20 protein-coding genes and 1 tRNA gene are annotated in these 25,883 nt (G+C 71.7%); 11 read left to right on the forward strand and 10 right to left on the reverse strand.

Features of this window, described 5'->3' with window-relative positions; translation table 11 throughout:
- Positions 1-177 precede the first annotated feature (177 nt).
- The 7 genes from IE252_RS06345 to galK all read left to right on the forward strand — a co-directional run bounded on the left by IE252_RS06345 (position 178) and on the right by galK (position 10,192).
- Positions 178-1,986, forward strand: coding sequence for an ABC-F family ATP-binding cassette domain-containing protein (locus tag IE252_RS06345; protein WP_190088280.1), 1,809 nt, complete (start codon positions 178-180; stop codon positions 1,984-1,986).
- A gap of 254 nt (positions 1,987-2,240) precedes the next feature.
- Positions 2,241-4,022, forward strand: a complete 1,782-nt coding sequence (locus tag IE252_RS06350; RefSeq protein WP_190088281.1) for an outer membrane protein assembly factor BamB family protein — start codon at positions 2,241-2,243, stop codon at positions 4,020-4,022.
- A gap of 49 nt (positions 4,023-4,071) precedes the next feature.
- Positions 4,072-5,913: an outer membrane protein assembly factor BamB family protein gene (locus tag IE252_RS06355; protein WP_190088282.1), complete on the forward strand. Its 1,842-nt coding sequence runs from the start codon at positions 4,072-4,074 to the stop codon at positions 5,911-5,913.
- A gap of 266 nt (positions 5,914-6,179) precedes the next feature.
- A complete protein-coding gene (locus IE252_RS06360; RefSeq protein WP_067160004.1) occupies positions 6,180-6,854 on the forward strand; it encodes a helix-turn-helix transcriptional regulator in 675 nt (224 codons plus the stop codon).
- Positions 6,855-7,012: 158 nt separating this feature from the next.
- Complete coding sequence (galT, locus tag IE252_RS06365) at positions 7,013-8,062, forward strand: galactose-1-phosphate uridylyltransferase (protein ID WP_190088283.1); 1,050 nt, start codon at positions 7,013-7,015, stop codon at positions 8,060-8,062.
- Positions 8,059-9,027 carry a UDP-glucose 4-epimerase GalE gene (gene galE / locus IE252_RS06370; protein WP_190088284.1) on the forward strand — a complete coding sequence of 323 codons (969 nt, stop codon included), beginning with the start codon at positions 8,059-8,061 and terminating at the stop codon, positions 9,025-9,027. Before galT ends, galE begins: the two co-directional genes overlap by 4 nt.
- Positions 9,020-10,192 (forward strand): galactokinase, encoded by a 1,173-nt coding sequence (gene galK, locus IE252_RS06375; protein ID WP_190088285.1) that lies wholly within the window; start codon positions 9,020-9,022, stop codon positions 10,190-10,192. The genes galE and galK overlap by 8 nt, the downstream gene beginning before the upstream one ends.
- Before the next feature lie 25 nt (positions 10,193-10,217).
- On the opposite strand, the gene IE252_RS06380 is transcribed toward galK, so the two are convergent.
- The gene (locus tag IE252_RS06380) at positions 10,218-10,658 is read right to left on the reverse strand and encodes a GNAT family N-acetyltransferase (protein ID WP_190088286.1); all 441 of its coding nucleotides are present in this window, start codon (positions 10,656-10,658) and stop codon (positions 10,218-10,220) included.
- 241 nt (positions 10,659-10,899) lie between these two features.
- Between IE252_RS06380 and IE252_RS06385 the strand changes: the two genes are divergently transcribed.
- Positions 10,900-11,667 (forward strand): LuxR C-terminal-related transcriptional regulator, encoded by a 768-nt coding sequence (locus IE252_RS06385; protein WP_229848025.1) that lies wholly within the window; start codon positions 10,900-10,902, stop codon positions 11,665-11,667.
- Here the strand turns inward: IE252_RS06385 and IE252_RS43915 are convergent.
- Entirely contained in the window at positions 11,626-12,123 is a 498-nt protein-coding gene (locus IE252_RS43915; protein WP_101388686.1) for a MarR family winged helix-turn-helix transcriptional regulator, read from the reverse strand. The genes IE252_RS06385 and IE252_RS43915 overlap by 42 nt on opposite strands.
- A gap of 131 nt (positions 12,124-12,254) precedes the next feature.
- Between IE252_RS43915 and IE252_RS06395 the strand changes: the two genes are divergently transcribed.
- Positions 12,255-13,259: a methyltransferase domain-containing protein gene (locus IE252_RS06395; protein WP_229848026.1), complete on the forward strand. Its 1,005-nt coding sequence runs from the start codon at positions 12,255-12,257 to the stop codon at positions 13,257-13,259.
- 61 nt (positions 13,260-13,320) lie between these two features.
- On the opposite strand, the gene IE252_RS06400 is transcribed toward IE252_RS06395, so the two are convergent.
- From IE252_RS06400 to IE252_RS06410, 3 genes are all read right to left on the reverse strand, one after another.
- A complete protein-coding gene (locus tag IE252_RS06400; RefSeq protein WP_308434516.1) occupies positions 13,321-15,027 on the reverse strand; it encodes an FG-GAP repeat domain-containing protein in 1,707 nt (568 codons plus the stop codon).
- Between the two features lie 281 nt (positions 15,028-15,308).
- A complete protein-coding gene (locus tag IE252_RS06405) occupies positions 15,309-16,007 on the reverse strand; it encodes a TetR/AcrR family transcriptional regulator (protein WP_067159980.1) in 699 nt (232 codons plus the stop codon).
- The gene (locus IE252_RS06410) at positions 16,007-17,035 is read right to left on the reverse strand and encodes an acyl-CoA desaturase (RefSeq protein WP_190088288.1); all 1,029 of its coding nucleotides are present in this window, start codon (positions 17,033-17,035) and stop codon (positions 16,007-16,009) included. The genes IE252_RS06405 and IE252_RS06410 overlap by 1 nt, the downstream gene beginning before the upstream one ends.
- A gap of 218 nt (positions 17,036-17,253) precedes the next feature.
- On the opposite strand from IE252_RS06410, the gene ppc reads away from it, so the two are divergent.
- Positions 17,254-19,983, forward strand: coding sequence for a phosphoenolpyruvate carboxylase (gene ppc / locus IE252_RS06415; RefSeq protein WP_190088289.1), 2,730 nt, complete (start codon positions 17,254-17,256; stop codon positions 19,981-19,983).
- Between the two features lie 70 nt (positions 19,984-20,053).
- Here the strand turns inward: ppc and pth are convergent, their stop codons facing one another.
- From pth to IE252_RS06440, 5 genes are all read right to left on the reverse strand, one after another.
- Complete coding sequence (pth, locus tag IE252_RS06420; RefSeq protein WP_190088290.1) at positions 20,054-20,647, reverse strand: aminoacyl-tRNA hydrolase; 594 nt, start codon at positions 20,645-20,647, stop codon at positions 20,054-20,056.
- An 87-nt stretch (positions 20,648-20,734) separates the two neighbouring features.
- Entirely contained in the window at positions 20,735-21,325 is a 591-nt protein-coding gene (locus IE252_RS06425) for a 50S ribosomal protein L25/general stress protein Ctc (RefSeq protein WP_190088291.1), read from the reverse strand.
- Positions 21,326-21,508: 183 nt separating this feature from the next.
- On the reverse strand, positions 21,509-22,483 hold the full coding sequence (locus tag IE252_RS06430; RefSeq protein ID WP_101388680.1) for a ribose-phosphate diphosphokinase: 975 nt from the start codon (positions 22,481-22,483) through the stop codon (positions 21,509-21,511).
- A 117-nt stretch (positions 22,484-22,600) separates the two neighbouring features.
- A complete protein-coding gene (glmU, locus tag IE252_RS06435) occupies positions 22,601-24,049 on the reverse strand; it encodes a bifunctional UDP-N-acetylglucosamine diphosphorylase/glucosamine-1-phosphate N-acetyltransferase GlmU (protein WP_190088292.1) in 1,449 nt (482 codons plus the stop codon).
- Positions 24,050-24,217: 168 nt separating this feature from the next.
- Positions 24,218-24,292 (reverse strand) — tRNA-Gln (locus IE252_RS06440).
- Positions 24,293-24,454: 162 nt separating this feature from the next.
- Between IE252_RS06440 and IE252_RS06445 the strand changes: the two genes are divergently transcribed.
- Positions 24,455-25,768: a sensor histidine kinase gene (locus IE252_RS06445; protein ID WP_190088293.1), complete on the forward strand. Its 1,314-nt coding sequence runs from the start codon at positions 24,455-24,457 to the stop codon at positions 25,766-25,768.
- Positions 25,769-25,883: the final 115 nt, after the last annotated feature.

Consider the following 25,883-nt stretch of genomic DNA (forward strand, 5'->3'; position numbering starts at 1 on the left):
GCTGTGACATTTGCGGCTCCGCCGCGTGGGCGCGCTCAGCCATGCACGGTCTGCACCTGAAAGATGTCGTTCTTCGACTGCGGCCCGTCGGGGGCTGGTCGCGCAGTTCCCCGCGCCCCTGGGGGCAAGGCACCACGTACCCTGGGGGACGATCCAAGCCCCCTGCTCAGGAGTGAAATGGCCGTCAACCTGGTCAATGTCGAGGCAGTCAGCAAGGTATACGGCACCCGTGCCCTGCTCGACGGCGTCTCCCTCGGCGTCTCCGAAGGGGACCGGATCGGTGTGGTCGGCCGTAACGGAGACGGCAAGACCACCCTCATCCGGATGCTCGCGCAGCTGGAGGAGGCGGACACCGGCCGCGTCACGCACGTGGGCGGGCTCCGGCTCGGCGTGCTCACGCAGCACGACTCGCTGGACCCGAAGGCGACCGTCCGCCACGAGGTGATCGGCGACCTCGCCGACCACGAGTGGGCGGGCAACGCCAAGATCCGTGACGTGCTCACGGGCCTCTTCGGCGGTCTCGACCTGCCCGGCTTCGAGAGCGGGCTCGACACCGTCATCGGCCCCCTCTCCGGCGGCGAGCGCCGCCGTATCGCCCTCGCCAAGATCCTCATCTCCGACCCGGACCTGATCATCCTGGACGAGCCCACCAACCACCTGGACGTGGAGGGCATCGCCTGGCTGGCCGCCCACCTCCAGGCCCGCCGCTCGGCGCTGGTGTGCGTCACCCACGACCGGTGGTTCCTGGACCAGGTCTGCACCCGGATGTGGGACGTCCAGCGGGGCAGCGTCTACGAGTACGAGGGCGGCTACTCGGACTACGTGTTCGCCCGCGCCGAGCGCGAGCGCATCGCCGCGACCGAGGAGGCCAAGCGGCAGAACCTGATGCGCAAGGAGCTGGCCTGGCTGCGGCGCGGCGCCCCCGCCCGCACCTCCAAGCCGCGCTACCGCATCGAGGCCGCCAACGAGCTCATCGCCGACGTGCCGCCGCCGCGCGACACCTCCGAGCTGATGAAGTTCGCCAACGCGCGGCTCGGCAAGACCGTCTTCGACCTGGAGGACGTGACCGTTCAGGCCGGGCCCAAGGTGCTGCTCAAGCACCTGACCTGGCAGCTCGGCCCGGGCGACCGGATCGGCCTGGTGGGCGTGAACGGCGCGGGCAAGACCTCGCTGCTGCGCGCCCTGGCCGAGGCGTCCCGTACCGACGGCGAGGCGCAGCCCGCGGGCGGGCAGATCAAGGTCGGCAAGACCGTGCGGCTCGCCTACCTCTCGCAGGACGTCACCGAACTCCCCGCCGAGCTGCGGGTGCTGGAGGCCGTCCAGCAGATCCGGGACCGGGTCGACCTCGGCAAGGGCCGGGAGATGACGGCCGGGCAGCTGTGCGAGCAGTTCGGGTTCGGCAAGGAGAAGCAGTGGACGCCGGTCGGCGACCTCTCCGGTGGTGAGCGGCGGCGGCTCCAGCTGCTGCGGCTGCTGATGGACGAGCCGAACGTGCTGTTCCTCGACGAGCCCACCAACGACCTCGACATCGAGACGCTGACCCAGCTGGAGGACCTGCTCGACGGCTGGCCCGGCTCGATGGTCGTCATCTCGCACGACCGGTTCTTCATCGAGCGCACCACCGACCGGGTGTGGGCGCTGCTCGGCGACGCGGCCCTGCGGATGCTGCCGCGCGGCATCGACGAGTACCTGGAGCGGCGCAAGCGGATGATCGAGGAGGCCGCCCCCGCCCCGGCGCAGGCCGCCGCCCGCCCGGCCGGCACGGCCTCGTCCGCCGACAGCCGCGCCGCCAAGAAGGAACTCCAGCGCATCGAGCGGCAGCTGAACAAGATCTCCGACCGGGAGACCAGCCTGCACGCACAAATCGCCGACAACGCGACCGACTTCGAGAAGGTCGCCAAGCTCGACGCGGAGCTGCGCGGCCTGATCGGCGAGCGCGACGAACTGGAGATGCGCTGGCTGGAACTGGCCGAGGAGGCCCAGTAACGGCTGGGACGCGTGGGACTGTCGAGGTCGCGTGACGAGTCGTAAAGAGCACGTGCAAACTCCATAACAGGCACATCACAGGCCGGTCCGCCCTTGGGAACAGGGGCGGACCGGCCCCCTGTTCGAGGGGTTGCGGGTGATAGAAAGAAGCCCCGCTCGACTGACGCAAACTGTGCGGGACCATGTCCGATTCCGCTCCGGAAACGCGGGGGAGTCCGTTCGGACAGCGGTCCGCACGAAGGGGGAAACACGCTGTGACCCAGCCGCCCAGCCAGCAGCCGCCGCAGGGGGGCTTCGGGGCACCCACGGACCCGCCCGCCGGAGCACCCACTCCGCCCGCCCAGCCGCCGCAGATGCCGCCGCCGCCCGCGGGCCCGCCGCCCGCGATGCCGCCCGCCCCGCCGCAGAGCGCGCCCGCGTACGGCTATCCGCAGGCCCCCGGCGCCCAGCCGGGCTACGGCTACCCGCAGGCCCCCGGCCAGCCGGGCCCGTACGCCCAGCAGCCCGGCCCCTACGGCCAGCAGGGTCCGTACGGCGGCTACCCGACGCAGCCCCAGTACCCGGGCGCCCCGATGCCGGAGCAGCCGGGCGGCGGGCGCAACCCCTTCAAGGGCAAGCCCGCGGTGATCGTGGCGGCGGCCGTGGCCGGTCTGCTGGTGATCGGCGGCGGTGTGTACTTCGCGACCAAGGGCGGCGACGACGACAAGAAGCCCGAGGCGAGCAAGAGCCAGAGCGCCCAGCCCACCGGCTCCGCGTCGACGGACACCGGCGACGGCAAGGGCGACGGCCGGGGCGGGTCGGACGACCTCAACGCGGGCCGCAAGGACGGCGAGGCGAAGGTCTGGCTCCAGGAGAACGCCACCCAGCTGACCCAGAACGGCGCCGAGCAGTCCGGCCCCTGGGTGATCGGCGACACCGTCGTCAAGGCGATGTACAAGGAGGTCACCGGCTATTCGGTGGCCGACGGCAAGCAGAAGTGGAGCGTGCCGCTGAGCGCTCCGCTGTGCGGCGCGCCGCACCAGACCACCGCCGACGGCAAGATCGTCCTCGGTGTGCAGGAGAACAACACCAAGAACGCCAAGTGCAACCAGCTCCAGCAGGTCGACCTCGCGGCCGGCAAGGCGGGCTGGAAGGTGGCGGTCCCGTCGGAGAACGCCTTCGACATCATGACCAGCTTCGACATGGCGATCAGCGGCAACACCGTGGCGGTGGCCCGGATGGGCGGCGTCAGCGGCTTCTCCGTGCTCGACGGCAAGAAGATCTTCGGCCAGGAGCGCAGCGGCAACTGCCGCGCGGACGCCTTCGCGGGCGGCCCCCGCCTGGTCGCGGCGGGCAGCTGCACGGTCGGCGGTGACACGCTCGGGATCGACCAGATCCAGGAGCTGGACGCGACGACCGGCAAGCCCAAGTGGACCAAGCAGTTCCCCAAGGGCTGGAAGGTCTCCCGGGTCTTCTCCGCCGACCCGCTGGTGGTCTATCTGACCAACAAGGAGAAGAAGCAGTACAACATCTCGACGTTCAAGCCGGACGGCTCGCTCCGCTCCGAGCTGAGCAGCAAGGACAGCTTCCAGCCTGAGTGCGGCTGGGCGATCATGGACCGCGACCTCCAGGGCTGCCTGGGCACCGCCGCCGACGCCAACACGCTCTACCTGCCGACCGAGCCCAAGCGCAGCACCGGCGAGAGCTACGGCCGCACCAACGAGGTCGTGGCGTTCGACCTCAACACCGGCAAGGAGAAGTGGCGTTCGAGCGCGGGCGGCGACCGCACGATGCTGCCGCTGAGCTCCGAGAACGGCAAGGTCCTCGCCTACATCGCGCCCACCACCGAGAAGGGCGGCGCGGTCGCGGAGATCGCGGCGGCCGGCGGCCAGCCGAAGGTCGTGCTGCAGAACCCGGCGTCCACCGCCTCCATCGAGAACGGCTTCTTCTCCAAGCACGTGGCCTACCGCGACGGCCGCCTCTTCATCCTCAACGGCCGGGTGTCCAGCCCCAAGGGCGACACCAAGGAGAAGGCCCTGATGGGGTTCGGCAACTGATGAACGCGCCCGCTCCCGCCCACTTCCCTTCCGCAGAGGTACGTACGCCATGAGCCAGCCCCCCCAGCCGCCCCAGCAGCCGCCGGGCGGGCCGACGCCGCCCCCGGCGGGTGGTTTCGGCGCCCCGCAGGAGCCCCCGGCCGGTGGTTTCGGCGCGCCCACCCCGCCCCCGGCGGGCGGCTTCGGCGCCCCGACGCCGCCGCCCCCGGCGATGCCGCCGACGCCTCCGGCCCAGCCGCCGACGGCCCCGACGGCCCCGGCGACCCCAGCGGCCCCGGCCTACGGCTACCCGCAGGCCACGCCGCCCGGGTACGGCTACCCGCAGACCCCAGCTCCCGGCCAGCCGGGCTACGGCTACCCGGGCCAGCCGCAGCAGGGCTACGGCTACCCCGGCCAGCCCGCCACCCAGCCCATGGCGCCGCAGGGCGCCCCGGGCGGCCCCGGCGGCGGCAAGAAGCTCAACACCCAGATGACGATCATCGTCTCGGCGGTCGTCGCGGTCGCGCTGATCGTCGGCGGCGGCATCTGGTACGCCAAGGGCAAGGACGGCGACAAGAAGGACGAGTCCAAGTCCGGCTCCACGCAGGGCGCCGACGGCGGCAAGCAGGGCGGTTCGACCGGGGGCGGCGGCAAGGAGCAGGCGCCCGCGAACACCGCCTCCAAGGTGCTCTTCCAGGTGCCGCAGCCCAAGGTCACCGACCTGGTCCACGTCGACGGCTCCTGGCTGACCGACAAGGTGTACGCCAAGTCGGGCGTCAACGAGGTCGTCGGCTACGACCCCGCCAAGGGCACCCAGCTGTGGAAGACCCCGCTGCCCGGCGCGGTCTGCGCGGCCACCCGGCACATCACCTCCGACAGCAAGACGGCGATCGTCTACGAGGGCGCCAAGGCCTCCGGCGAGAAGTACGCGCGCTGCACCGAGGTCGCCGTGCTCGACCTGACCACCGGCAAGCTGGCCTGGACGAACTCCGTCAAGGAGGGCGACCGCAAGACGATGTACGAGGAGGTGACCATCGGCGCCGGCACGGTCGCCACCGGTGGCACCTCCGGCGGCTCCGCCTGGGACCTGGCCACCGGCAAGCTGCTCTGGCAGCCGAAGATCACCACCGACCAGTGCAAGGACGCCGGCTACGGTGGCGGCGAGGCGCTGGTGGCGGTCCGCAAGTGCGGTGACTACGACAACCCCACGGTCACCGTGCAGCCGCTGAACCCGAAGACGGGCGCGCCGATCTCCTCGTACAAGATGCCGCCCGGCGTCCAGTACGCGCACATCGTCTCGACCAAGCCGCTGGTGGTGGCCGCGGACGTCGGTGACACCGCGGGCGACGGCAGCGGGATCTCGGACTTCTTCTCCCTCGACGACAAGACCGGCAAGCTGCTGGCCCGCATCCCGGCGCCGGGCGACAAGTACGCCGCCGACTGCGACTCCACCGACGTGGAGAAGTGCACCTCGGTCGCGGCGGGCGGCGGCAAGCTGTACGTGCCGACGGAGCAGCACGCGGGCAGCACCGGCGACGGCGGCCGCACCAACGAGATCATGGCGTTCGACCTGGCCACCGGGCAGCCCGTGCCCGGCAAGGCCGACGCGGGCGACGGCTCCTCGCTGTACCCGCTGCGGATGGACGGCAACAACGTCATCGCGTTCAAGAAGCCCCCGTACGACAAGGGCAGCCAGGTCGTGAGCGTCGACGGCGGCAGCTTCAAGCAGACGGTCCTGCTGCAGAACCCGGCGGACACCGCGGTGCGCGACGCGCTCTCGCAGTTCGGTCCGGAGTACGGCGAGATCCGCTACAACCAGGGCAAGCTCTTCATGTCGTCGACCTCGGTGATGAAGCCGAGCACGGTGACCAGCGAGACGAAGTACCTGCTGATCGGCCTCGGCACCGGCTGACGACGGCGGCGCCGTTCGTACGGCGTCAACTTCTCCCCACGGCGGCCCCGGTCGCGGAGCACCCCTCCGCGGCCGGGGCCCCCGCGTTCACCTGGGCGGACACGCTTGTTCGCCAAGTAGTCCTGAATGACGGGGATTTCGGCAATCCGGGCGTCTTCTCACCGGTAGGGGGCGCGCGACGTCGAACAAGCGTGTAGCTTGCCGGGTCAGGGAGGGCCGGGCCAGGGGAGTTGGCAACGTGCCCCGGGGGATGGGGGGTTGCTTCGATGGGCGTGCGGCTCATGGTGGTCGACGACCACCGCCTGCTCGCGGAGGCGCTCGCCTCGGCACTCAAGCTCCGCGGGCACCGGGTGCTCGCCGCGGCCGCGCCGGTCGCCGGGGCCGCCGAGCTGGTGGTGTCACGGGCGCCGGAGGTGTGTCTGCTCGGCACGGCCACGCCCGCCGAGCCGGGGGTGTTCGACCCGATCGTCAAGATCAAGCGCGAGCGGCCGCAGGTGGCCGTGGTGGTGCTCGGGCCGGTGCCCAGCCCGCGCGGGATCGCCGCCGCCTTCGCCGCGGGCGCGTCCGGTTACGTACGGCACGACGAGCGCATCGAGGGCGTGGAGCGCGCCATGGTCAAGGCGCGGTCCGGGGAGGCGGCGGTGGCGCCGCAGCTGCTCCAGGGCGCCTTCGCGGAGCTGCTCAACCCGGCCGCGCAGCCGGACGACGAGGGGCAGCGGCTACTCCAGATGCTGACCCCGCGCGAGGTCGAGGTGCTGGTCCGGGTCGCGGACGGCGAGGACACCCGGCTGATCGCCGCGGGCATGGGCATCGCCCCCTCCACCGCGCGCACCCACGTCCAGCGCGTCCTGATGAAGCTGGGCGTCGGCTCCCGCCTGGAGGCGGCGGCGCTGGCCGCCCGCACGGGCCTCCTGGACCGGGCGGTCCCCCCGGCGGGCTGAGCCGGACCCCTCCTCATGTGGTGCTGTGGGCGCGACCGCGTGGCGGTCGCGCCCACTCGTATGTCCGGCCGTCCTCCGCCGTGGTCTTCGTCGCGCCCATTGACTGATGGTGTTGGCTCGTGGTTCTTTATGTTCGGTTCTGTTTGATGGAGGTGCAGGTGAAGAAGACGTCGACCCGGCTCGCCGACGGCCGTGAGCTGCTCTACTACGACTCGCGGGACGACGTCGTACGGGACGAGGCGGACACCCGGCCGCTCGACCCCGTCTCCACCGCCTCGGAGATCCGCCGCGACCCCCTGCTCGGCGACTCGGTGGCCATCGCCTCCCACCGCCAGGGCCGCACCTATCACCCGCCCGCCGACGCGTGCCCCCTGTGCCCCTCGCGCGACGGACGGCAGAGCGAGATCCCGGCCGCCGACTACGACGTGGCCGTCTTCGAGAACCGCTTCCCCTCCCTCGCCGGGGACTCCGGCCGCTGCGAGGTCGTCTGCTTCACCCCCGACCACGACGCCTCCTTCGCCGACCTCACCGAGGAGCAGGCCGCCCTCGTCCTGGAGGCCTGGACCGACCGGACCGCGGAACTGGCCGAACTCCCGCAGGTGGAGCAGGTGTTCTGCTTCGAGAACCGCGGCGCCGAGATCGGCGTCACCCTCGGCCACCCGCACGGTCAGATCTACGGCTACCCCTTCACCACCCCCCGCACCGCCCTGATGCTCCGCTCGCTGGCCGAGCACCGCGAGCGCACCGGCGGCCGCAACCTCTTCGACGACGTGGTCGCGCGCGAGCTCGCCGAGCGCGTCCGGGTCGTCCTGGAGGGCGAGCACTGGGTCGCCTTCGTGCCGTACGCCGCGCACTGGCCGTACGAGGTGCACCTCCACCCGCGCCGCCGCGTCCCGGACCTGCGGGCCCTGGACGAGGCGGCGCGCACAGAGTTCCCACAGGTCTATCTGGAACTCTTGAGGCGCTTCGACCGGATCTTCGGGGACGCCGAACCGCCCACGCCGTACATCTCGGCCTGGCACCAGGCGCCGTTCTCCGGCGGTGCGGACCGGGACGAATTCGCGCTCCACCTAGAGCTTTTCACCATTCGCCGCACTTCCGGCAAGCTGAAGTTCCTCGCGGGTTCCGAATCCGGCATGAGTGTGTTCATCAACGACGTGCCGCCGGAGGCCGCGGCCCGGCGACTGCGAGAGGTAGCGAGTTCATGAGCGGGAAGTACCTGGTCACCGGCGGCGCCGGCTACGTCGGCAGCGTGGTCGCGCGCCACCTCCTGGAGGCGGGCCACACGGTGACCGTCCTCGACGACCTCTCCACGGGCTTCCGGGAGGCCGTCCCGGCGGGCGCCTACTTCATCGAGGGCCGCGTCCAGGACGCCGCCCGCTGGCTCGACGGCTCGTATGACGCCGTGCTGCACTTCGCCGCGTTCTCGCAGGTCGGCGAGTCGGTGGCGCGTCCCGAGAAGTACTGGTCGAACAACGTCGGCGGCACCATGGCGCTCCTTGACGCGATGCGCACGGCGGGCGTGCGCACGCTGGTGTTCTCCTCCACCGCCGCGACCTACGGCGAACCGGCCTCCGCGCTGCTCACCGAGGCCGACCCCACCGCCCCCACCAGCCCCTACGGCACCTCCAAGCTCGCCGTCGACCACATGATCACCGGCGAGGCCGCCGCCCACGGCCTGGCGGCCGTCTCGCTGCGGTACTTCAACGTGGCCGGGGCGTACGGCAGTTGCGGCGAGCGCCACGACCCCGAGTCGCACCTGATCCCGCTGCTGCTCCAGGTCGCCCTCGGCGAGCGGGAGTCGATCTCGGTGTTCGGGGACGACTACCCGACCCCGGACGGCACCTGCGTACGCGACTACATCCACGTGGCCGACCTCGCCGAGGCGCATCTGCTCGCCCTGGACGCGGCCACCGCGGGCGAGCACCTGATCTGCAACCTCGGCAACGGCAACGGCTTCTCCGTCCGCGAGGTCATCGAGACCGTACGGAAGGTCACCGGGCATCCGGTCCCCGAGGTCACCGCCGGGCGGCGGCCGGGCGACCCGGCGGTCCTGGTGGCCTCCGCCGCCCGCGCGCACGAGCGGCTCGGCTGGACGCCGTCGCGCGCGGACCTCGCGGGGATCGTCGCGGACGCCTGGGAGTTCGCCCGGCGGGAGCGCGCGGATGGCTGACGGCGCCCACCCCACCGATGCCGCCACTGTCGCGGCCGAGTTCCAGGAGCTGTACGGCAGGGCCTCCGAGGGGGTCTGGGAGGCGCCCGGGCGGGTCAACCTCATCGGGGAGTACACCGACTTCAACGACGGCTTCGTGATGCCGCTGGCGCTGCCGCGCACGGCGGTCGCGGCGGTCGCGCGGCGCACCGACGGGGTGCTGAGGCTGCACTCGGCGGACATGGACGGCGGGGTGGTCCGGCTCGACGCGGACGCCCTGGAGCCCCTCTCCGGCGGCGGCTGGGCGGCGTACCCGGCGGGCGTGGTCTGGGCGCTGCGGGCGGCCGGGCACCCGGTCACGGGCGCGGACATCCACCTGTCGTCGTCGGTGCCGACCGGCGCCGGGCTCTCCTCCTCGGCGGCCCTGGAGGTCGTGACCGCGCTCGCCCTGAACGACCTGTACGAACTCGGGGTCACCCGGCCCGAGTTGGCCCGCCTCGCCCAGCGCGCCGAGAACGCCTTCGTGGGCGTGCCCTGCGGCATCATGGACCAGACCGCGTCCGCCTGCTGCGCCGAGGGCCATGTCCTCCACCTGGACACCCGGGACCTCTCGCTGCGCCAGGTCCCCTTCGACCTCGCCGCGCACGGACTCGCGCTCCTCGTCGTGGACACCCGGGTGAAGCACGCGCTGGGAGACGGCGCGTACGCCGAGCGGCGCGCCGCCTGCGAGGCGGGTGCGCGGGCGCTCGGAGTGCGGACCCTGCGCGAGGTTCCGTACGCGCGCCTTGCGGACGCACTGGCCAGGCTCGACTCCGAAACCGTTCGCCGGTGCGTACGCCACGTGGTGAGCGACAACGAGCGGGTGGAGCGGGTCGCGGCGCACCTCGCGGCGGGCGATCCGCGCGCGGTAGGCCCGGTCCTGACCGAGGGACACGCCTCGCTCCGCGACGATCTGCGGGTCTCCTGCGCCGAGTTGGACCTGGTGGTGGCCGCGTCGGTGGCGGCCGGGGCGCTCGGTGCGCGGATGACCGGCGGCGGCTTCGGCGGGTCCGCGATCGTCCTGGTGGAGGCGGCGCTGGCGGACACGGTCACCAAGTCGGTCGAGGAGGCGTTCGCGGCGGCCGGGTACACCGCGCCCAGGACCTTCCCGGCGCTCCCGTCGGCGGGCGCGCGCCGCAGGAGCTGAGCGGCGGACCTGCGCGCGCCCCCGCTCACAGCCGCTTGGTCAGGATGAACTCCGTTACGCCCGGCGGGTACTCGGGCACCTCGCCCACCACCTCGTACCCCTGCTTGCGGTAGAAGCCGGGGGCCTGGAAGTCCCAGGTCTCCAGGCGCGACCAGGCGCAGGCGTGCTCGGTGCGGGCCGACTCCTCGGCGCGGGCGAGGAGTTCGCCACCCACGCCCGCGCCACGGTGGGCCGCGTCCACCCACAGCAGGTCCACATGGAGCCAGCTCGCCCAGACGCGCCCGGCCAGACCGCCCGCCAGTTCGCCCTTCGCGTCCAGCGCCCAGACGTGCAGCGGCACTTCCTTCTCGCCGGGACTGCCGCGCAGGGTGCGGAGCGCCGAAGAGCGTTCCGTATTGGTGTCCTTGAGCCGCTGGTGCAGCAGAATCCGTCGCGCCTTGTCCACTTCAGTCTCAAAACGAAACATGGGTCACACCCTAAACAGCCCGGCCAATCAGTTCTGCAAATTACCTTCCGCTTGCGGCCCACGGCCCTACTCTGAAGCACAGCACCGGTGGGGGCCGGTGTTGATCAGGGGGCGAGACAGTCGGGTACGACGCCCGGGGTGGGGTACCAGTCAGTCCACGGCGGCGGCCGCGCGACTGCCGTGCTCCCTCTTCCGGGCGCCGTGCCCTGACCGGTCCGTTCCCCGACGCATGGGGGTGTCTGTGGTTCGTATCCGGGTTCTCGTGGTGGATGACCACCGAATCTTCGCCGAGTCGCTGGCCGCCGCGCTGGCGGCCGAGCCCGATGTCGACGTCGCGGCGGCCGGCAGCGGCCCCGCCGCGCTGCGCTGTCTGGAGCGGGGGGCCGCCGAGGGGCGCCGCTTCGACGTGATGCTCGTCGACGCCGACCTCGGCGCGCTCGCCGGGGCGCCGGTGGCCCGCGCCGTGCCGGACGGCGGTGGTGCCGACGGCCTGGTGGACGGCATCTCGCTGGTCGCCGGGGTCCGTTCGGGCCAGCCCGCCGTGCGTACGGTGGTGCTCGCCGAGAAGGACGACCCGCGCCGCGCCGCGCTCGCCCTCCAGGCGGGGGCGTCCGGCTGGGTCGCCAAGGACTGCTCGCTGCAGCGGCTGCTCGCGGTGATCAGAGGGGTGCTGCGGGACGAGACGCATCTGCCGCCCGCGCTGCTCACCGGGGTGCTGCGCGAGCTCACGGCCGCCCGCAAGCACCGCACCGAGAGCGAGCGCCTGGTGGAGTCGCTGACCCCGCGCGAGCGCGAGGTGCTGCGGTGCATGGTCGCCGGGCTCGGCCGCAAGGCCGTCGCCGAGCGCCTCTTCCTCTCCCCGCACACGGTCCGCACCCATATGCAGAACGTGCTGGGCAAGCTCGGCGTGCACTCCACGCTGGCCGCCGTCGCGCTCGCGCGCCGGGCCGGGGTGGGGCCGGTCGACCTAGCCGGGGATGTTGTCGAACGGGGCGGTCAACTGGCGTAGCAGCCCGGCCAGTTCACCCCGCTGGGTGCGCGACAGCTGGGCCAGGATGGCCCGCTCCTGCTCCAGGAGCCCGGCCAGCGCCTGGTCCGCCCGGTCGCGCCCCTCGGGGGTGAGGCGGACCAGCACCCCGCGCCGGTCGCTGGGGTCGGGGAGCCGCTCGACCAGGCCCTTCTTGGCGAGCCGGTCGATCCTGTTGGTCATGGTGCCGGAGGTGACCAGCGTCTGGGTGAGCAGCTGCCCGGGAGAGAGCTGGTAGGGCGCGCCCGCGCGCCGCAGCGACGTCAGGACGTCGAACTCCCAGGGTTCCAGCTGGTGCTCGGAGAAGGCGAGTCTGCGCGCCCGGTCGAGGTGGCGCGCCAGCCTGCTGACGCGGCTGAGCACCTCCAGCGGCTCCACGTCGAGGTCCGGGCGCTCGCGGCGCCATGCTGAGACCAGTCGGTCGACCTCGTCCTCCATGACGATCAGTGTAGAGGGTCTGTCGACGTGAAGTCTCTTGACGTCAAGATATATAAACCCCCACCATTGGGCATGGAGGGGCCGGGACCTTGTTCCGCTTCGCCTGCCCGTACCTGCAAGGGGGCTCGAACATGCATTCCGATTTCGTCCCGGAGTCCGTCGAGACGGCGCCCCGGGAGTCCACCGACACGTCCGATCCGACGTCCGCCCCGCTGCCCGCTCCCCTCTGGGATCCGCAGCAGTACCTGCACCATTCCGGCCACCGCACCCGGCCGTTCCTCGATCTGCTGGCGAGGATCCCGGCCCTGCCGGGCCCCTCCGGCGCGGCCGCCGCCGACACGGCCGCCACCGGGGGAGCGCACGGCGCCCGGGGCGTGGGCGCCCCGCGCACCCCGGCCGTCCCGCCCGGGCCCGGGACCCGCCCGCCCGCCCGGATCGCGGACCTCGGCTGCGGTCCGGGGAACGTCACCACGCTGCTCGCCGACCGCTGGCCCGACGCCCGCGTCACCGGCTTCGACCTCTCGCCCGAGATGCTCGCCCAGGCCGACAAGGACCACGCGGGCACCACCCCGGGCGGCGGCTGGCTGGACTTCCGGCCCGCCGATCTCGCCCACTGGACGCCCGACGAGCCGTACGACCTGATCGTCTCCAACGCGGCCCTCCAGTGGGTTCCCAACCACCCGGAGTCGTTCGCCTGCTGGATCGACGGCCTCACCCCCGGCGGCACCCTCGCCTTCCAGGTCCCCGGCAACTTCACCTCGCCCAGCCACGCCCTGCTCGGCGAGCTCTGCGAGTCGCCGCGCTGGCGCGCCCGGCTGCGCGACCACGGGCGCCGCTACGTCCACATCCTCGAACCCGCCGACTACCTGCTGCGGCTGACCGACCTCGGCTGCGAGGCGGACGTCTGGGAGACGACGTACTCCCAGCTGCTGCACGGCGAGGACCCGGTCCTGGACTGGGTCAAGGGCACCGCCCTGCGCCCGGCCCTGACCGCGCTCGCCGACGACGAGGAGGCGACGGACGCCTTCCTCGCCGAATACCGCGACCTGCTGCGCCGCGCGTACCCGCCAGGTCCGCACGGCACGGTCTTCCCGTTCCGCCGGATCTTCGCGGTGGCGCGCAGGAAGGACCGCTGACGACGGTGCCCCGCACCCCAAAAGGGGCGCGGGGCACTGTCACGTCACGGCCTCGCTGTTCTTAGAACAGGTCGCGGTACGTGTTCCAGCCGTCGCCCAGCTTCACGCGGGACTTGAAGCCGCCGTAGCCGTTCGACTCGTAACGGAACGCCTCGCCGCGGGAGTTGGTGGCGATCAGGTCCGCCCGGCCGTCGCCGTTCAGGTCGCCGGGGGCCGCGATGCTCTTGAACTGCTGCCAGCCCGGGCCCACGTAGACGCGTGAGGTGAACGGCGAGGTGGAGACGCCGGTGCCCTGGTACAGGTACAGCTTGCCGTCGCCGGTGCGCGCGACGATGTCGGTCAGCCCGTCCCCGGTGAGGTCACCGGCGCCGACGATCCTGTCGTACGCGTTCCAGCCGCCGCCGATCTTGATGCGGGAGGAGAACTGGTAGCCGTTGCCGTAGCCCCGGTACAGGTAGAGCGTGCCGGAGCCGTCCCGGGCCAGCAGGTCGTTCTTGCCGTCGTTGTTCAGGTCGCCCGCGCCGACGAGGGTGTTGAAGCCGCCCCAGCCGCCGCCCGCGTCACTGAGGTTGACGCCGATGTAGAGGTGCCCGTCGTCCCACTGGAGCAGGTCGCCGTAGAGCCCGCCGCTGATCGAGGCCGCGAAGGCGAGGTGGCGGGAGTTGGCGAAGACGCCGTCGTCGCTGGCCCGGAAGCGCTGCGAGAGCTGGCCGTTGTACTCGGAGTAGTAGTGCCAGAGCGTGCCCCGGGTGTCGCGGCCGATGATGCCGTTCTTCACCGGGGTCGCGTTGGCGCCCGAGCCGCTGAACGCCTGGGTGTACTCCCAGCCGGTGCCCATCTTGGCGGGGCTCTGGAAGTTGCCCTTGCCGTCGGAGGCGTAGAAGTACAGCGTGCCGCCGGTGCTGCGGGCCGCGAGGTCGGCGTAGCCGTCGCCGTTGCCGTCGTCGACCGACAGGATCTGGTTGTACGCGTTCCAGCCGCCGCCGATCCGGACCCGCGACTTCAGCGGGGCGGCCGCGTCGCCGGTGCCCGCGTAGAAGTACAGGTCGCCGCCGGGGGTGCGGGCCACGACGTCGCCGAAGCCGTCGCCGTTCATGTCGTTGGCGCCGACCAGCTGGTCGTAGCCCTGCCAGCCGCCGCCGACCTTGATGCGCCCGGCGAACGGGTCACCGGAGGAGACGCCCTTGCCCGGGTACAGGTACAGGTCGCCGCCGGGCGTACGGGCCAGCACGTCGCCCTTGCCGTCGCCGGTCAGGTCGGCCGCGCCGACGACCTTGTTGTACGCGTTCCAGCCGCCGCCCGACCAGGTCGGGTAGGTGGAGCCGCTGCTCGTCACGTCGGCGTAGAGCGAGAGCGTGCCGTCCGGCTGCACGGTCAGCAGCTCGGGGGTGCCGTTCCCGTCCAGGTCGCCCGGCGTGATCAGGTCCTTGTAGGCGCCGAAGGAGTTCGCGTAGGCCGGGTTCTCCTTCTCGGTCCAGGTCTCCAGGTACGTCTGGTTGTCGACGCCCCGGTAGAGCAGGTCCGTGGAGCCGTCCTTGTTGAGGTCCAGGCGCGGCTTGGCGGCGGTGGCGGCCGCGACGGCCGACGAGCGGTGGACCCGCTGCGGGAGCGCGCCCGAGGGCTGGCCGGCGGACGGCTTGGCGGCCTCGACGGTCGCCTTCGGCGCCGCGGGCGCCTCGTCGGCCGACGCCGTGCCCGCGAGCAGCATGCCGGCCGAGAGCGCGAGGGCGGTGCAGGCCGCGAGGCGGCCGGGGCGCGAGGTGCGCACAGAAGACAAAATTCCCCCCAGGGAATATGCGGGTGGAACCGGGTCGAATTCATCGCGGCTCACGGATGCGCGGAGCACGCGGGCACATTCCTCGCGGGGCCCACGCGCAGCGCGTCGAAACAGACGTTGAGGCACGCGTGGCCGCTCACGAAGGAATGCCTAAATCCCCCCCGGGAATGTGCGTGAAGCCTACAGCTGATGCACGGGTGGTTGAAGTGGAAAATGGGCCACGAGGGAAACTCGCGACCCATTCGAGATCATTCGGGACCCACCACCGCGGCTCAGTTCTTGCGGTGCCCTATCAGCCGCGGTTTCTGCTCCAGGCCGTCGAGTCCGTGCCACGCCAGGTTCACCAGGTGCGCGGCCACTTCCGCCTTCTTGGGCTTGCGCACGTCCAGCCACCACTGGCCGGTCAGCGCGACCATCCCGACCAGCGCCTGCGCGTACAGCGGGGCGAGCTTGGGGTCGAAGCCGCGGGCCTTGAACTCCAGGCCGAGGATGTCCTCGACCTGGGTGGCGATGTCGGAGATCAGCGAGGCGAAGGTGCCCGTCGACTGGGCGACCGGCGAGTCCCGCACCAGGATGCGGAAGCCGTCCGTGTACTTCTCGATGTAGTCGAGCAGCGCGAACGCGGCCTGCTCCAGGAGCTCGCGCGGGTGCCCCGCCGTCAGGGCGCCCGTCACGCCGTCCAGGAGCGAGCGCATCTCGCGGTCGACCACCACCGCGTACAGCCCCTCCTTGCCGCCGAAGTGCTCGTAGACGACGGGCTTGGAGACGCCGGCCTTCGCCGCGATCTCCTCCACCGAGGTGCCCTCGAAGCCCTTCTCGGCGAAGAGCGTGCGGCCGATGTCCAGCAACTGCTCCCGGCGCTCCGCGCCCGTCATCCGGGTGCGTCGGGTCCGCCGGGGTCGTTCGGTGCCCGCAGAGCCGTTGCTGCTGGTCGTGCGGGTGGTGCTGGAGTCGGTCGCCACGTCCTCCATCATGCCGCCTCTGCGGCCTTCTCCTTACGGGCGCTCTCCTCGGCGGCCTTCTCGGCCCGCCGGGAGGGGGCGCCGGGCTCGCTGCGCTTGGCGTCCAGACGGGCCTCGGTGGGCCAGCGCACGTCGTACGCCCAGCCCAGCTGCTCGCACCAGCGGATGATCCGGGCGCTGGAGTCGATCTGGCCGCGCATCACGCCGTGCCGGGCCGAGGTCGGGTCGGCGTGGTGCAGGTTGTGCCAGGACTCGCCGCACGACAGGACCGCCAGCCACCACACGTTGCCGGAGCGGTCGCGGGACTTGAAGGGGCGCTTGCCGACCGCGTGGCAGATCGAGTTGATCGACCAGGTCACGTGGTGCAGCAGCGCGACCCGCACCAGCGAGCCCCAGAAGAACGCGGTGAACGCGCCCCACCAGGACATCGTCACCAGACCGCCCACGATCGGCGGGATGGCGAGGGAGAGGATCGTCCAGAAGACGAAGTCGCGCGAGATCCGGCGGATCGCCGGGTCCTTGATCAGGTCCGGCGCGTACTTCTCCTGCGAGGTCTGCTCCTCGTTGAACATCCACGCGATGTGGGCCCACCACAGGCCCTTCATCAGCGCGGGCAGCGTCTCGCCGAACCGCCACGGAGAGTGCGGGTCGCCGTCCGCGTCGGAGAACTTGTGGTGCTTGCGGTGGTCCGCCACCCAGCGCACCAGCGGGCCCTCCACGGCCATCGACCCGGCCACCGCCAGCGCGATCCGCAGCGGGCGCTTGGCCTTGAAGGAGCCGTGCGTGAAGTAGCGGTGGAAGCCGATGGTGACGCCGTGGCAGCCCAGGTAGTACATGAACACCATCAGGCCGAGGTCCAGCCAGCTCACGCCCCAGCCCCAGGCCAGCGGCACCGCGGCGAGCAGCGCCACGAACGGCACGACGATGAAGAGCAGCAGCGCGATCTGTTCGACGGACCGTTTGCTCTCGCCCCCGCGCGTCGCGGAGGAACCCGGCGGCTCGGTGGCCGGGTCGATGAGGTCGGGGCTTGTGGTCATGGGGTATCCCCCTGCGGGGTGAGAGAGGAAGACGAGAGGCCAGGCTACGCATCCGTAACCTACGGCGACGTAAGTATGGCAGTGCCGCGCCTCCGTACAAGAGGGCAGTGGACTGCGACGCGCGTACGGACACCTATCCTGGGTCTCGTCGGACAGCGCGGTCCGCAAGCCTCCAGTACCCCTCCAGACGTGCTCAAACACTGCAAGGAGCCGCACCTGTGAGCAGTGCCGACCAGACCCCCGCCGCCAGCCCCGAGCTGCGCGCCGACATCCGCCGACTGGGTGACCTCCTGGGCGAGGCGCTCGTCCGCCAGGAAGGGCCCGAGCTCCTGGAGCTCGTCGAGCGCGTGCGCGCCCTCACCCGTACGGACGGCGAGGCCGCCGCCGAGCTGCTCGGCGGCACCGAGGTGGAGACCGCCGCCAAGCTCGTACGGGCCTTCTCCATCTACTTCCACCTCGCCAACGTCACCGAGCAGGTGCACCGCGGCCGCGAGCTGCGCGCCCACCGGGCCGCCGAGGGCGGGCTGCTCGCCCGCACCGCCGACATGCTCAAGGACGCCGACCCCGAGCACCTGCGCGAGACGGTCAAGAACCTGAATGTGCGCCCGGTCTTCACCGCGCACCCCACCGAGGCGGCGCGCCGCTCGGTCCTCAACAAGCTGCGCCGGATCGCGGCCCTCCTGGAGACCCCGGTCACCGAGGCCGACCGGCGCCGCCACGACCTGCGGCTCGCCGAGAACATCGACCTCATCTGGCAGACCGACGAGCTGCGCGTGGTCCGCCCCGAGCCCGCCGACGAGGCGCGCAACGCCATCTACTACCTGGACGAGCTGCACGCCAACGCCGTCGGCGACGTCCTGGAGGACCTGGCGGCCGAGCTGGAGCGGGTCGGCGTCGAGCTGCCCGCCGGCACCCGCCCGCTCACCTTCGGCACCTGGATCGGCGGCGACCGCGACGGCAACCCCAACGTGACCCCGCAGGTCACCTGGGACGTGCTGATCCTCCAGCACGAGCACGGCATCAACGACGCGCTCGAAGTGATCGACTTCCTGCGCGGGCTGCTCTCCAACTCGATCCGGTACGCCGGGGCCACCGAGGAGCTCCTCGCCTCCCTCCAGGCCGACCTGGAGGCGCTGCCCGAGATCAGCCCCCGCTACAAGCGGCTCAACGCCGAGGAGCCCTACCGGCTCAAGGCGACCTGCGTCCGGCAGAAGCTCGTCAACACCAAGGAGCGGCTCGCCAAGGGCACCCCGCACCAGAGCGGCCGCGACTACCTCGGCACCTCCGAGCTGCTCGCCGACCTCACCCTGATCCAGACGTCGCTGCGCGCCCACCGCGGCGCGCTCTTCGCCGACGGCCGGATGGACCGGACGATCCGCACGCTGGCCGCCTTCGGCCTCCAGCTGGCCACCATGGACGTGCGCGAGCACGCGGACGCCCACCACCACGCGCTCGGCCAGCTCTTCGACCGGCTGGGCGAGGAGTCCTGGCGGTACGCGGACATGCCGCGCGAGTACCGGCAGAAGCTGCTCGCCAAGGAGCTCCGCTCGCGCCGCCCGCTGGCCCCCACGCCCGCGCCGCTGGACGAGGCCGGGCAGAAGACCCTGGGCGTCTTCGGCACGATCAAGGAGGCCTTCGAGCGGTTCGGCCCCGAGGTGATCGAGTCGTACATCATCTCGATGTGCCAGGGCGCCGACGACGTCTTCGCGGCGGCCGTGCTGGCCCGCGAGGCCGGGCTCGTCGACCTGCACGCGGGCTGGGCGAAGATCGGCATCGTGCCGCTCCTGGAGACCACCGACGAGCTGCGCGCCGCCGACGTCATCCTGGACGAGATGCTGGCCGACCCCTCGTACCGCCGGCTGGTGTCGCTGCGCGGCGACGTCCAGGAGGTCATGCTCGGCTACTCCGACTCCTCCAAGTTCGGCGGCATCACCACCAGCCAGTGGGAGATCCACCGCGCCCAGCGCAGGCTGCGCGACGTGGCCCACCGCTACGGCGTGCGGCTGCGGCTCTTCCACGGCCGCGGGGGCACCGTCGGCCGCGGCGGCGGCCCCTCGCACGACGCGATCCTGGCGCAGCCGTGGGGCACCCTCGAGGGCGAGATCAAGGTGACCGAGCAGGGTGAGGTCATCTCCGACAAGTACCTCATCCCGTCGCTGGCCAGGGAGAACCTGGAGCTGACGGTGGCGGCCACCCTCCAGGCGTCCGCCCTGCACACCGCCCCGCGCCAGTCCGACGAGGCGCTGGCGCGCTGGGACGCGGCGATGGACACGGTCTCCGACGCGGCCCACGCGGCCTACCGCAGGCTGGTGGAGGACCCGGACCTGCCCGCGTACTTCTTCGCCTCCACGCCCGTCGACCAGCTCGCCGAGCTGCACCTGGGCTCGCGCCCCTCGCGCCGCCCGGACTCCGGCGCGGGCCTGGACGGCCTGCGGGCCATCCCGTGGGTGTTCGGCTGGACGCAGTCGCGGCAGATCGTGCCCGGCTGGTTCGGCGTCGGCTCCGGCCTGAAGGCGCTGCGCGAGGCCGGTCTGGACACCGTCCTGGACGAGATGCACGAGCAGTGGCACTTCTTCCGGAACTTCATCTCGAACGTGGAGATGACGCTGGCCAAGACCGATCTGCGGATCGCCCGCCACTACGTCGACACGCTGGTGCCGGACGACCTCAAGCACGTCTTCGCCGACATCGAGGCGGAGCACGCGCTCACGGTGAGCGAGGTGCTGCGCATCACCGGCGGCGAGGAGCTGCTCGGCTCGCACCCGGTGCTCCAGCAGACCTTCGCGATCCGGGACGCCTACCTGGACCCGATCTCCTACCTCCAGGTGGCCCTGCTCGCCCGTCAGCGGGCCGAGGCGGAGCGCGGCGAGAGCCCCGACCCGCTGCTGGCCCGGGCGCTGCTGCTGACCGTCAACGGTGTCGCGGCGGGCCTGCGCAACACCGGCTGACCCCCCGCGCGGGACATGGCGAAGCCCCGGTGGCCGATCGGCCGCCGGGGCTTTCCCGTACGTCTGCGCGCTAGGAGTTGTACGTCGACTGCGCGCGCTCAAGACCCTCGATGACCAGCGCTTCGACGGCGTCGGCCGCGCGGTCCACGAAGTAGTCGAGCTCCTTGCGCTCGGTCGACGAGAAGTCCTTGAGGACGAAGTCCGCGACCTGCATCCGGCCGGGCGGGCGGCCGATGCCGAAGCGGACGCGGTGGTAGTCCGGGCCGAACGACTTGGTCATCGACTTGAGGCCGTTGTGGCCGTTGTCGCCGCCGCCGAGCTTCAGGCGGAGCACTCCGTAGTCGATGTCCAGCTCGTCGTGGACGGCGACGATGTTCTCCACCGGCACCTTGTAGAAGTCGCGCAGCTGGGTGACCGGGCCGCCCGACAGGTTCATGTACGACAGCGGCTTGGCCAGGATCACGCGGCGGTTCAGCGGTCCGGCCGGGCCGATGCGGCCCTCGACGACCTGGGCCCGCGCCTTGTGCGCCTTGAACTTGGCGCCCATGCGCTCCGCGAGCAGGTCCGCGACCATGAACCCGATGTTGTGCCGGTTGGCGGCGTACTCGGGGCCGGGGTTGCCGAGCCCCACGACCAGCCAGGGGGCGTTCGCTTCCGTGGTCATCTGTGCTGCGTCTCCTCGCGCGCCGACAGGAAAAAACGGGGTGGCGGGCCGCAGTGGCCCGCCACCCCGTCAGGCAGAGCGTACGGCTCAGGCCTCGGCGGAGGCGTCGCCCTCGGCGGCCTCGGCTGCCGGCTCCTCGGCCTGGGCGGCCAGGATCTGGATGACGACGGCCTCGGGGTCGGTGGCCAGCGTGGTGCCCTTGGGCAGCGCGACGTCCTTGGCGTGGATGGAGGCGCCGGCCTCCAGGCCCTCGATGGAGACGGTCACGGAGGTCGGGATGTGGGTGGCCTCGGCCTCGACGGAGAGCGTGTTCAGCACGTTCTCGACCAGGAAGCTGCCCGGGGCCAGGTCGCCCTCGGTCTCGACGGCGACCTCGACCGTGACCTTCTCGCCGCGGCGGACGAGCAGCAGGTCGACGTGGACCAGGTAGCCCTTGATGGCGTCGCGCTGGACGGCCTTCGGGATGGCCAGCTCGTTCTTGCCGTCGATGTCCAGGGAGAGCAGGACGTTCGGGGTACGCAGGGCGAGCAGCAGCTCGTGGCCCGGCAGGGTGACGTGGACCGGCTCGGTGCCGTGGCCGTAGACGACGGCCGGAACCTTGTTCTCACGGCGGATGCTGCGGGCGGCGCCCTTGCCGAAGCTGTTACGGACCTCGGCGGCAAGCTTGATCTCGGACATGCGCACTCCTCGTATAAGCAGATGGATAGCTGTGGCGGTCACCCGGCCACGACTGGCCTGCTACGAAGAGCGCGTCGATAACGGACCGCCGTACCTACGGGTACGGCCTCCCTCGCCGAGCAACTCGATGAGTCTACCCGGCGGGGAGGCCGTACCCAAAAGGATCTTCCGGAGCGGTGCTGCCTACTGCTCCTCGAAGAGGCTGGTGACCGAGCCGTCCTCGAAGACCTCGCGGACCGCGCGGGCGATCGACGGGGCGATGGAGAGGACGGTGACCTTGTCGAGCTCCAGGTCGGCCGGGTCGGGCAGGGTGTTCGTGAAGACGAACTCGCTGACCTTGGAGTTCTTCAGGCGGTCGGCGGCGGGGCCGGACAGGATGCCGTGCGTGGCCGTCACGATGACGTCCTCGGCGCCGTGCGCGAACAGGGCGTCGGCGGCGGCGCAGATGGTGCCACCGGTGTCGATCATGTCGTCGACCAGGACGCAGACGCGGCCCTTGACGTCACCGACGACCTCGTGGACGGTCACCTGGTTGGCGACGTCCTTGTCGCGGCGCTTGTGGACGATCGCCAGGGGAGCGTCCAGGCGGTCGCACCAGCGGTCGGCGACGCGCACGCGGCCGGCGTCCGGGGAGACGATCGTCAGCTTGGAGCGGTCGACCTTGGCGCCCACGTAGTCCGCGAGGACCGGCAGGGCGGTGAGGTGGTCGACCGGGCCGTCGAAGAAGCCCTGGATCTGGTCGGTGTGCAGGTCGACCGTGAGGATCCGGTCGGCGCCCGCGGTCTTCAGCAGGTCGGCGACCAGACGGGCCGAGATCGGCTCGCGGCCCTTGTGCTTCTTGTCCTGGCGGGCGTACCCGTAGGACGGCACGATGACCGTGATGGAGCGGGCCGACGCGCGCTTCAGCGCGTCGATCATGATCAGCTGCTCCATGATCCACTTGTTGATCGGAGCCGTGTGGCTCTGGATCAGGAAGCAGTCGGCGCCGCGCGCCGACTCCTGGAAGCGGACGTAGATCTCACCGTTGGCGAAGTCGAAGGCCTTCGTCGGCACGAGGCCGACACCCAGCTGGTGCGCGACCTCCTCGGCCAGCTCGGGGTGGGCGCGGCCGGAGAAGAGCATCAGCTTCTTCTCGCCGGTCGTCTTGATCCCGGTCACAGCACTGTCTCCTCAGAGGTGTCTTCTGCTGCTGAGCCCGCGCGGTCCCTTGGCGACGAGCCAGCCGAATCGTGTGCGTCTATCACGGTACGCCGTGACAGGCGCAGATGTTTCCGGTCAGTTTTCGCCAACGGCCTCTTCGGAGGCGGCCGCAGCCGCCTGCGCGGCGGCGCTGCCCGGCCGCTTGCGGGCCACCCAGCCCTCGATATTCCGCTGCTGGCCACGGGCGACGGCCAGCGAGCCGGCGGGCACGTCCTTGGTGATGACGGACCCGGCCGCGGTGTAGGCGCCGTCCCCCACTGTGACAGGAGCAACAAACATGTTGTCCGAGCCCGTCTTGCAGTGCGAGCCGATCGTGGTGTGGTGCTTGGCCTCGCCGTCGTAGTTCACGAAGACGCTCGCGGCGCCGATGTTCGAGTACTCGCCGATGGTCGCGTCGCCCACGTACGACAGGTGCGGGACCTTGGTGCCCTCGCCGATCGTCGCGTTCTTGGTCTCGACGTACGTGCCGATCTTGGCCTTCACGCCGAGGCGGGTGCCCGGGCGCAGATAGGCGTACGGGCCCACCGACGCGCCCTCGCCGACCTCGGAGTCGTACGCCACGGTGTTGTCCACGCGCGCGTCCGGGCCCACCTGGGTGTCGGTCAGCCGGGAGTTGGGGCCGACCTCGGCGCCGCGGCCCAGGTGCGTGCTGCCGAGCAGCTGGGTGCCGGGGTGCACCAGCGCGTCCTGCTCGAAGGTGACGGTGACGTCGACGAAGGTGGTGGCCGGGTCGACGACGGTGACGCCCGCGAGCATCGCGTGCTCGAGCAGGCGGTCGTTGAGCAGGCGGCGGGCCTCGGCGAGCTGGACGCGGTTGTTGATGCCGAGGATCTCGCGGTGGTCGCCGCCGACCGAGGCGCCGACGCGGTGCCCGGCCTCGCGCAGGATGCCGAGGACGTCGGTGAGGTACTCCTCGCCCTGGCTGTTGTCCGTGCGGACCTTGCCGAGCGCGTCCGCGAGCAGGGCGCCGTCGAAGGCGAAGACGCCGGAGTTGATCTCCTTGATGGCGCGCTGGGCCTCGGTGGCGTCCTTGTGCTCGACGATCGCGGTGACCGCGCCGGACTCGCCGTCGCGCACGATCCGGCCGTAGCCGGTGGAGTCGGGGACCTCGGCGGTGAGCACGGTCACGGCGTTGCCGTCCGCCTCGTGCGTACGGGTCAGCTCCGCCAGCGTGGCGCCGGTGAGCAGCGGGGTGTCGCCGCAGACCACCACGACGGTGCCCTCGATGGACTGGCCGAGCTCCTCCAGCGCCATCCGCACCGCGTGGCCGGTGCCGTTCTGCTCGTACTGGACGGCGGTGCGCACCGAGGCGTCGATCGCGCCGAGGTGCGCGGCGACCTGCTCACGGGCGTGGCCGACGACCACGACGAGGTGCTCGGGGTCGAGCTCGCGGGCGGCCGCGACGACGTGGCCGACGAGCGAGCGCCCGCAGATCTCGTGCAGGACCTTGGGGGTGGCCGACTTCATGCGGGTGCCCTCACCCGCGGCGAGGACGACGACGGCTGCCGGGCGATTGGCGCTCACGGGAATGCCCTTCGGCTTTGTGTGGTGGACATCCGCAGGATACCGGGGGGTCTGGGGGCCGAAATGCCAGGAGGGTCGGCGGCCGCGGAAGAGCTGCGGAAGAGAGAGGGGGAGCGGCGGGGAAAAACAACCGGGTCCCGACCTTTGTGGTCAGGACCCGAACTGCGCTGGCTCCCCCGCCAGGACTCGAACCCGGACATAAGGCACCAAAAGCCTCAGTGCTGCCAATTACACCACGGGGGATGGAAACCGGTTCGACCGGACATTGCGTCAGGTCACCGGATCGGCACCCCACACTATGCCGTACCGAGCCCCTTCCGTGCGACGGTGCCGATCACCGTGATCGCCGCGAGGTCGGCCGAAGTCGCCGGAAAATCGCTGGCGGGCGCCCGTAGGCTGGATGGCATGACCGCAACGGGGGCAGACCACGACTCCGCGGGGGCGACCTCCCGCGGCTGGTGGTGGTGGGAACGGCGGCGCAGTGCCGTCCTGGACATCGGACTGGGGCTGGCGTCCGCGTTCGAGTGCGCATTGGAAGGTGTGAAGTTCGCCGGGGACGCGGGGGTCCCCGTGCCGGCCGGGGTGCTGTTCGGCCTGGTGGCCGGGGCGATGCTGACCACGCGGCGGCGCTGGCCGGTCGCGGTCGTGCTGGTCTCGATCGCCGTGACCCCCGCCAACATGGGCTTCCTGCTCGGCATCGTCGGGCTCTACACGCTGGCCGCCTCCGAGGTGCCGCGCCGCATCACGGCCGCGCTGGCCGGAATGTGTCTGGCGGGCACGTTCATCGTCACGTTCGTACGGATGAACCAGAGCGTCGACGACGGCGCGTTCAGCGGCGGCCGGTCGCTGGTCCTGCTCTTCTCCGTCGTGATGTCGCTGGGCCTGACCGCCCCGCCGCTGCTCCTGGGGCTCTATATAGGGGCCCGGCGGCGGCTGATGGAGTCGCTGCGCGAGCGCGCCGACTCCCTGGAGCGGGAGCTCTCGCTGCTCGCGGACCACGCGGAGGAGCGCGCGGAGTGGGCGCGAACGGAGGAGCGCACCCGGATCGCCCGCGAGATGCACGACGTGGTCGCGCACCGGGTGTCCCTGATGGTGGTGCACGCCGCCGCGCTCCAGGCGGTGGCCCGCAAGGACCCCGAGAAGGCCGTCAAGAACGCGGTGCTCGTCGGGGACATGGGCCGCCAGGCGCTGACCGAGCTGCGCGAGATGCTGGGCGTGCTGCGCAGCGGGGAGGCGGTGCGGGCCGACGCCTCGGCTCTGGCGCCGGTCCCGCTGGCCGCCGTGGGCGCGGCCGCCGCGGCCGCCGCTGCCGCCGCGGAGGAGGGGCCGTGCCTGGCCGACATCGAGGCGCTGGTCGGCCAGTCCCGGGAGGCCGGGATGGTGGTCGAGCTGGCGGTCCACGGGGCGGTGCGGGCGTACGACGCGCTGGTGGAGCAGACCGCGTACCGGGTGGTGCAGGAGGCCCTCACGAACGTGCACAAGCACGCGGCGGGGGCGAAGGTGATGGTCCGCCTCGCGCACCGGGACGAGGAGGTCGCGATGCAGGTGGAAAACGGCCCGGCGGACGTCGCGAGCCCCGACGCGGGCCTTCCCAGCGGCGGCAACGGCCTGGTCGGGATGCGCGAGCGCGTCCTCGCCCTGGGCGGTGTGTTCGTTTCCGGCGTCACGGACGCGGGGGGATGGCGGGTGTCGGCGGTACTGCCGGATAGGGCGGGGTGAGGTTCGTGGGGGCTGAGGTCCGTTTCCGACTGCGGGCCGTCGCGGGCTGAGCGCGCAGTTCCCCGCGCCCCTTATCTGCCCGGTCTTCGTCTGCGGGTGGTGGTGGGTTGCTCGC

Source organism: Streptomyces melanogenes (genome assembly GCF_014649795.1).
GTDB classification, from domain to species: Bacteria; Actinomycetota; Actinomycetes; order Streptomycetales; family Streptomycetaceae; genus Streptomyces; species Streptomyces noboritoensis.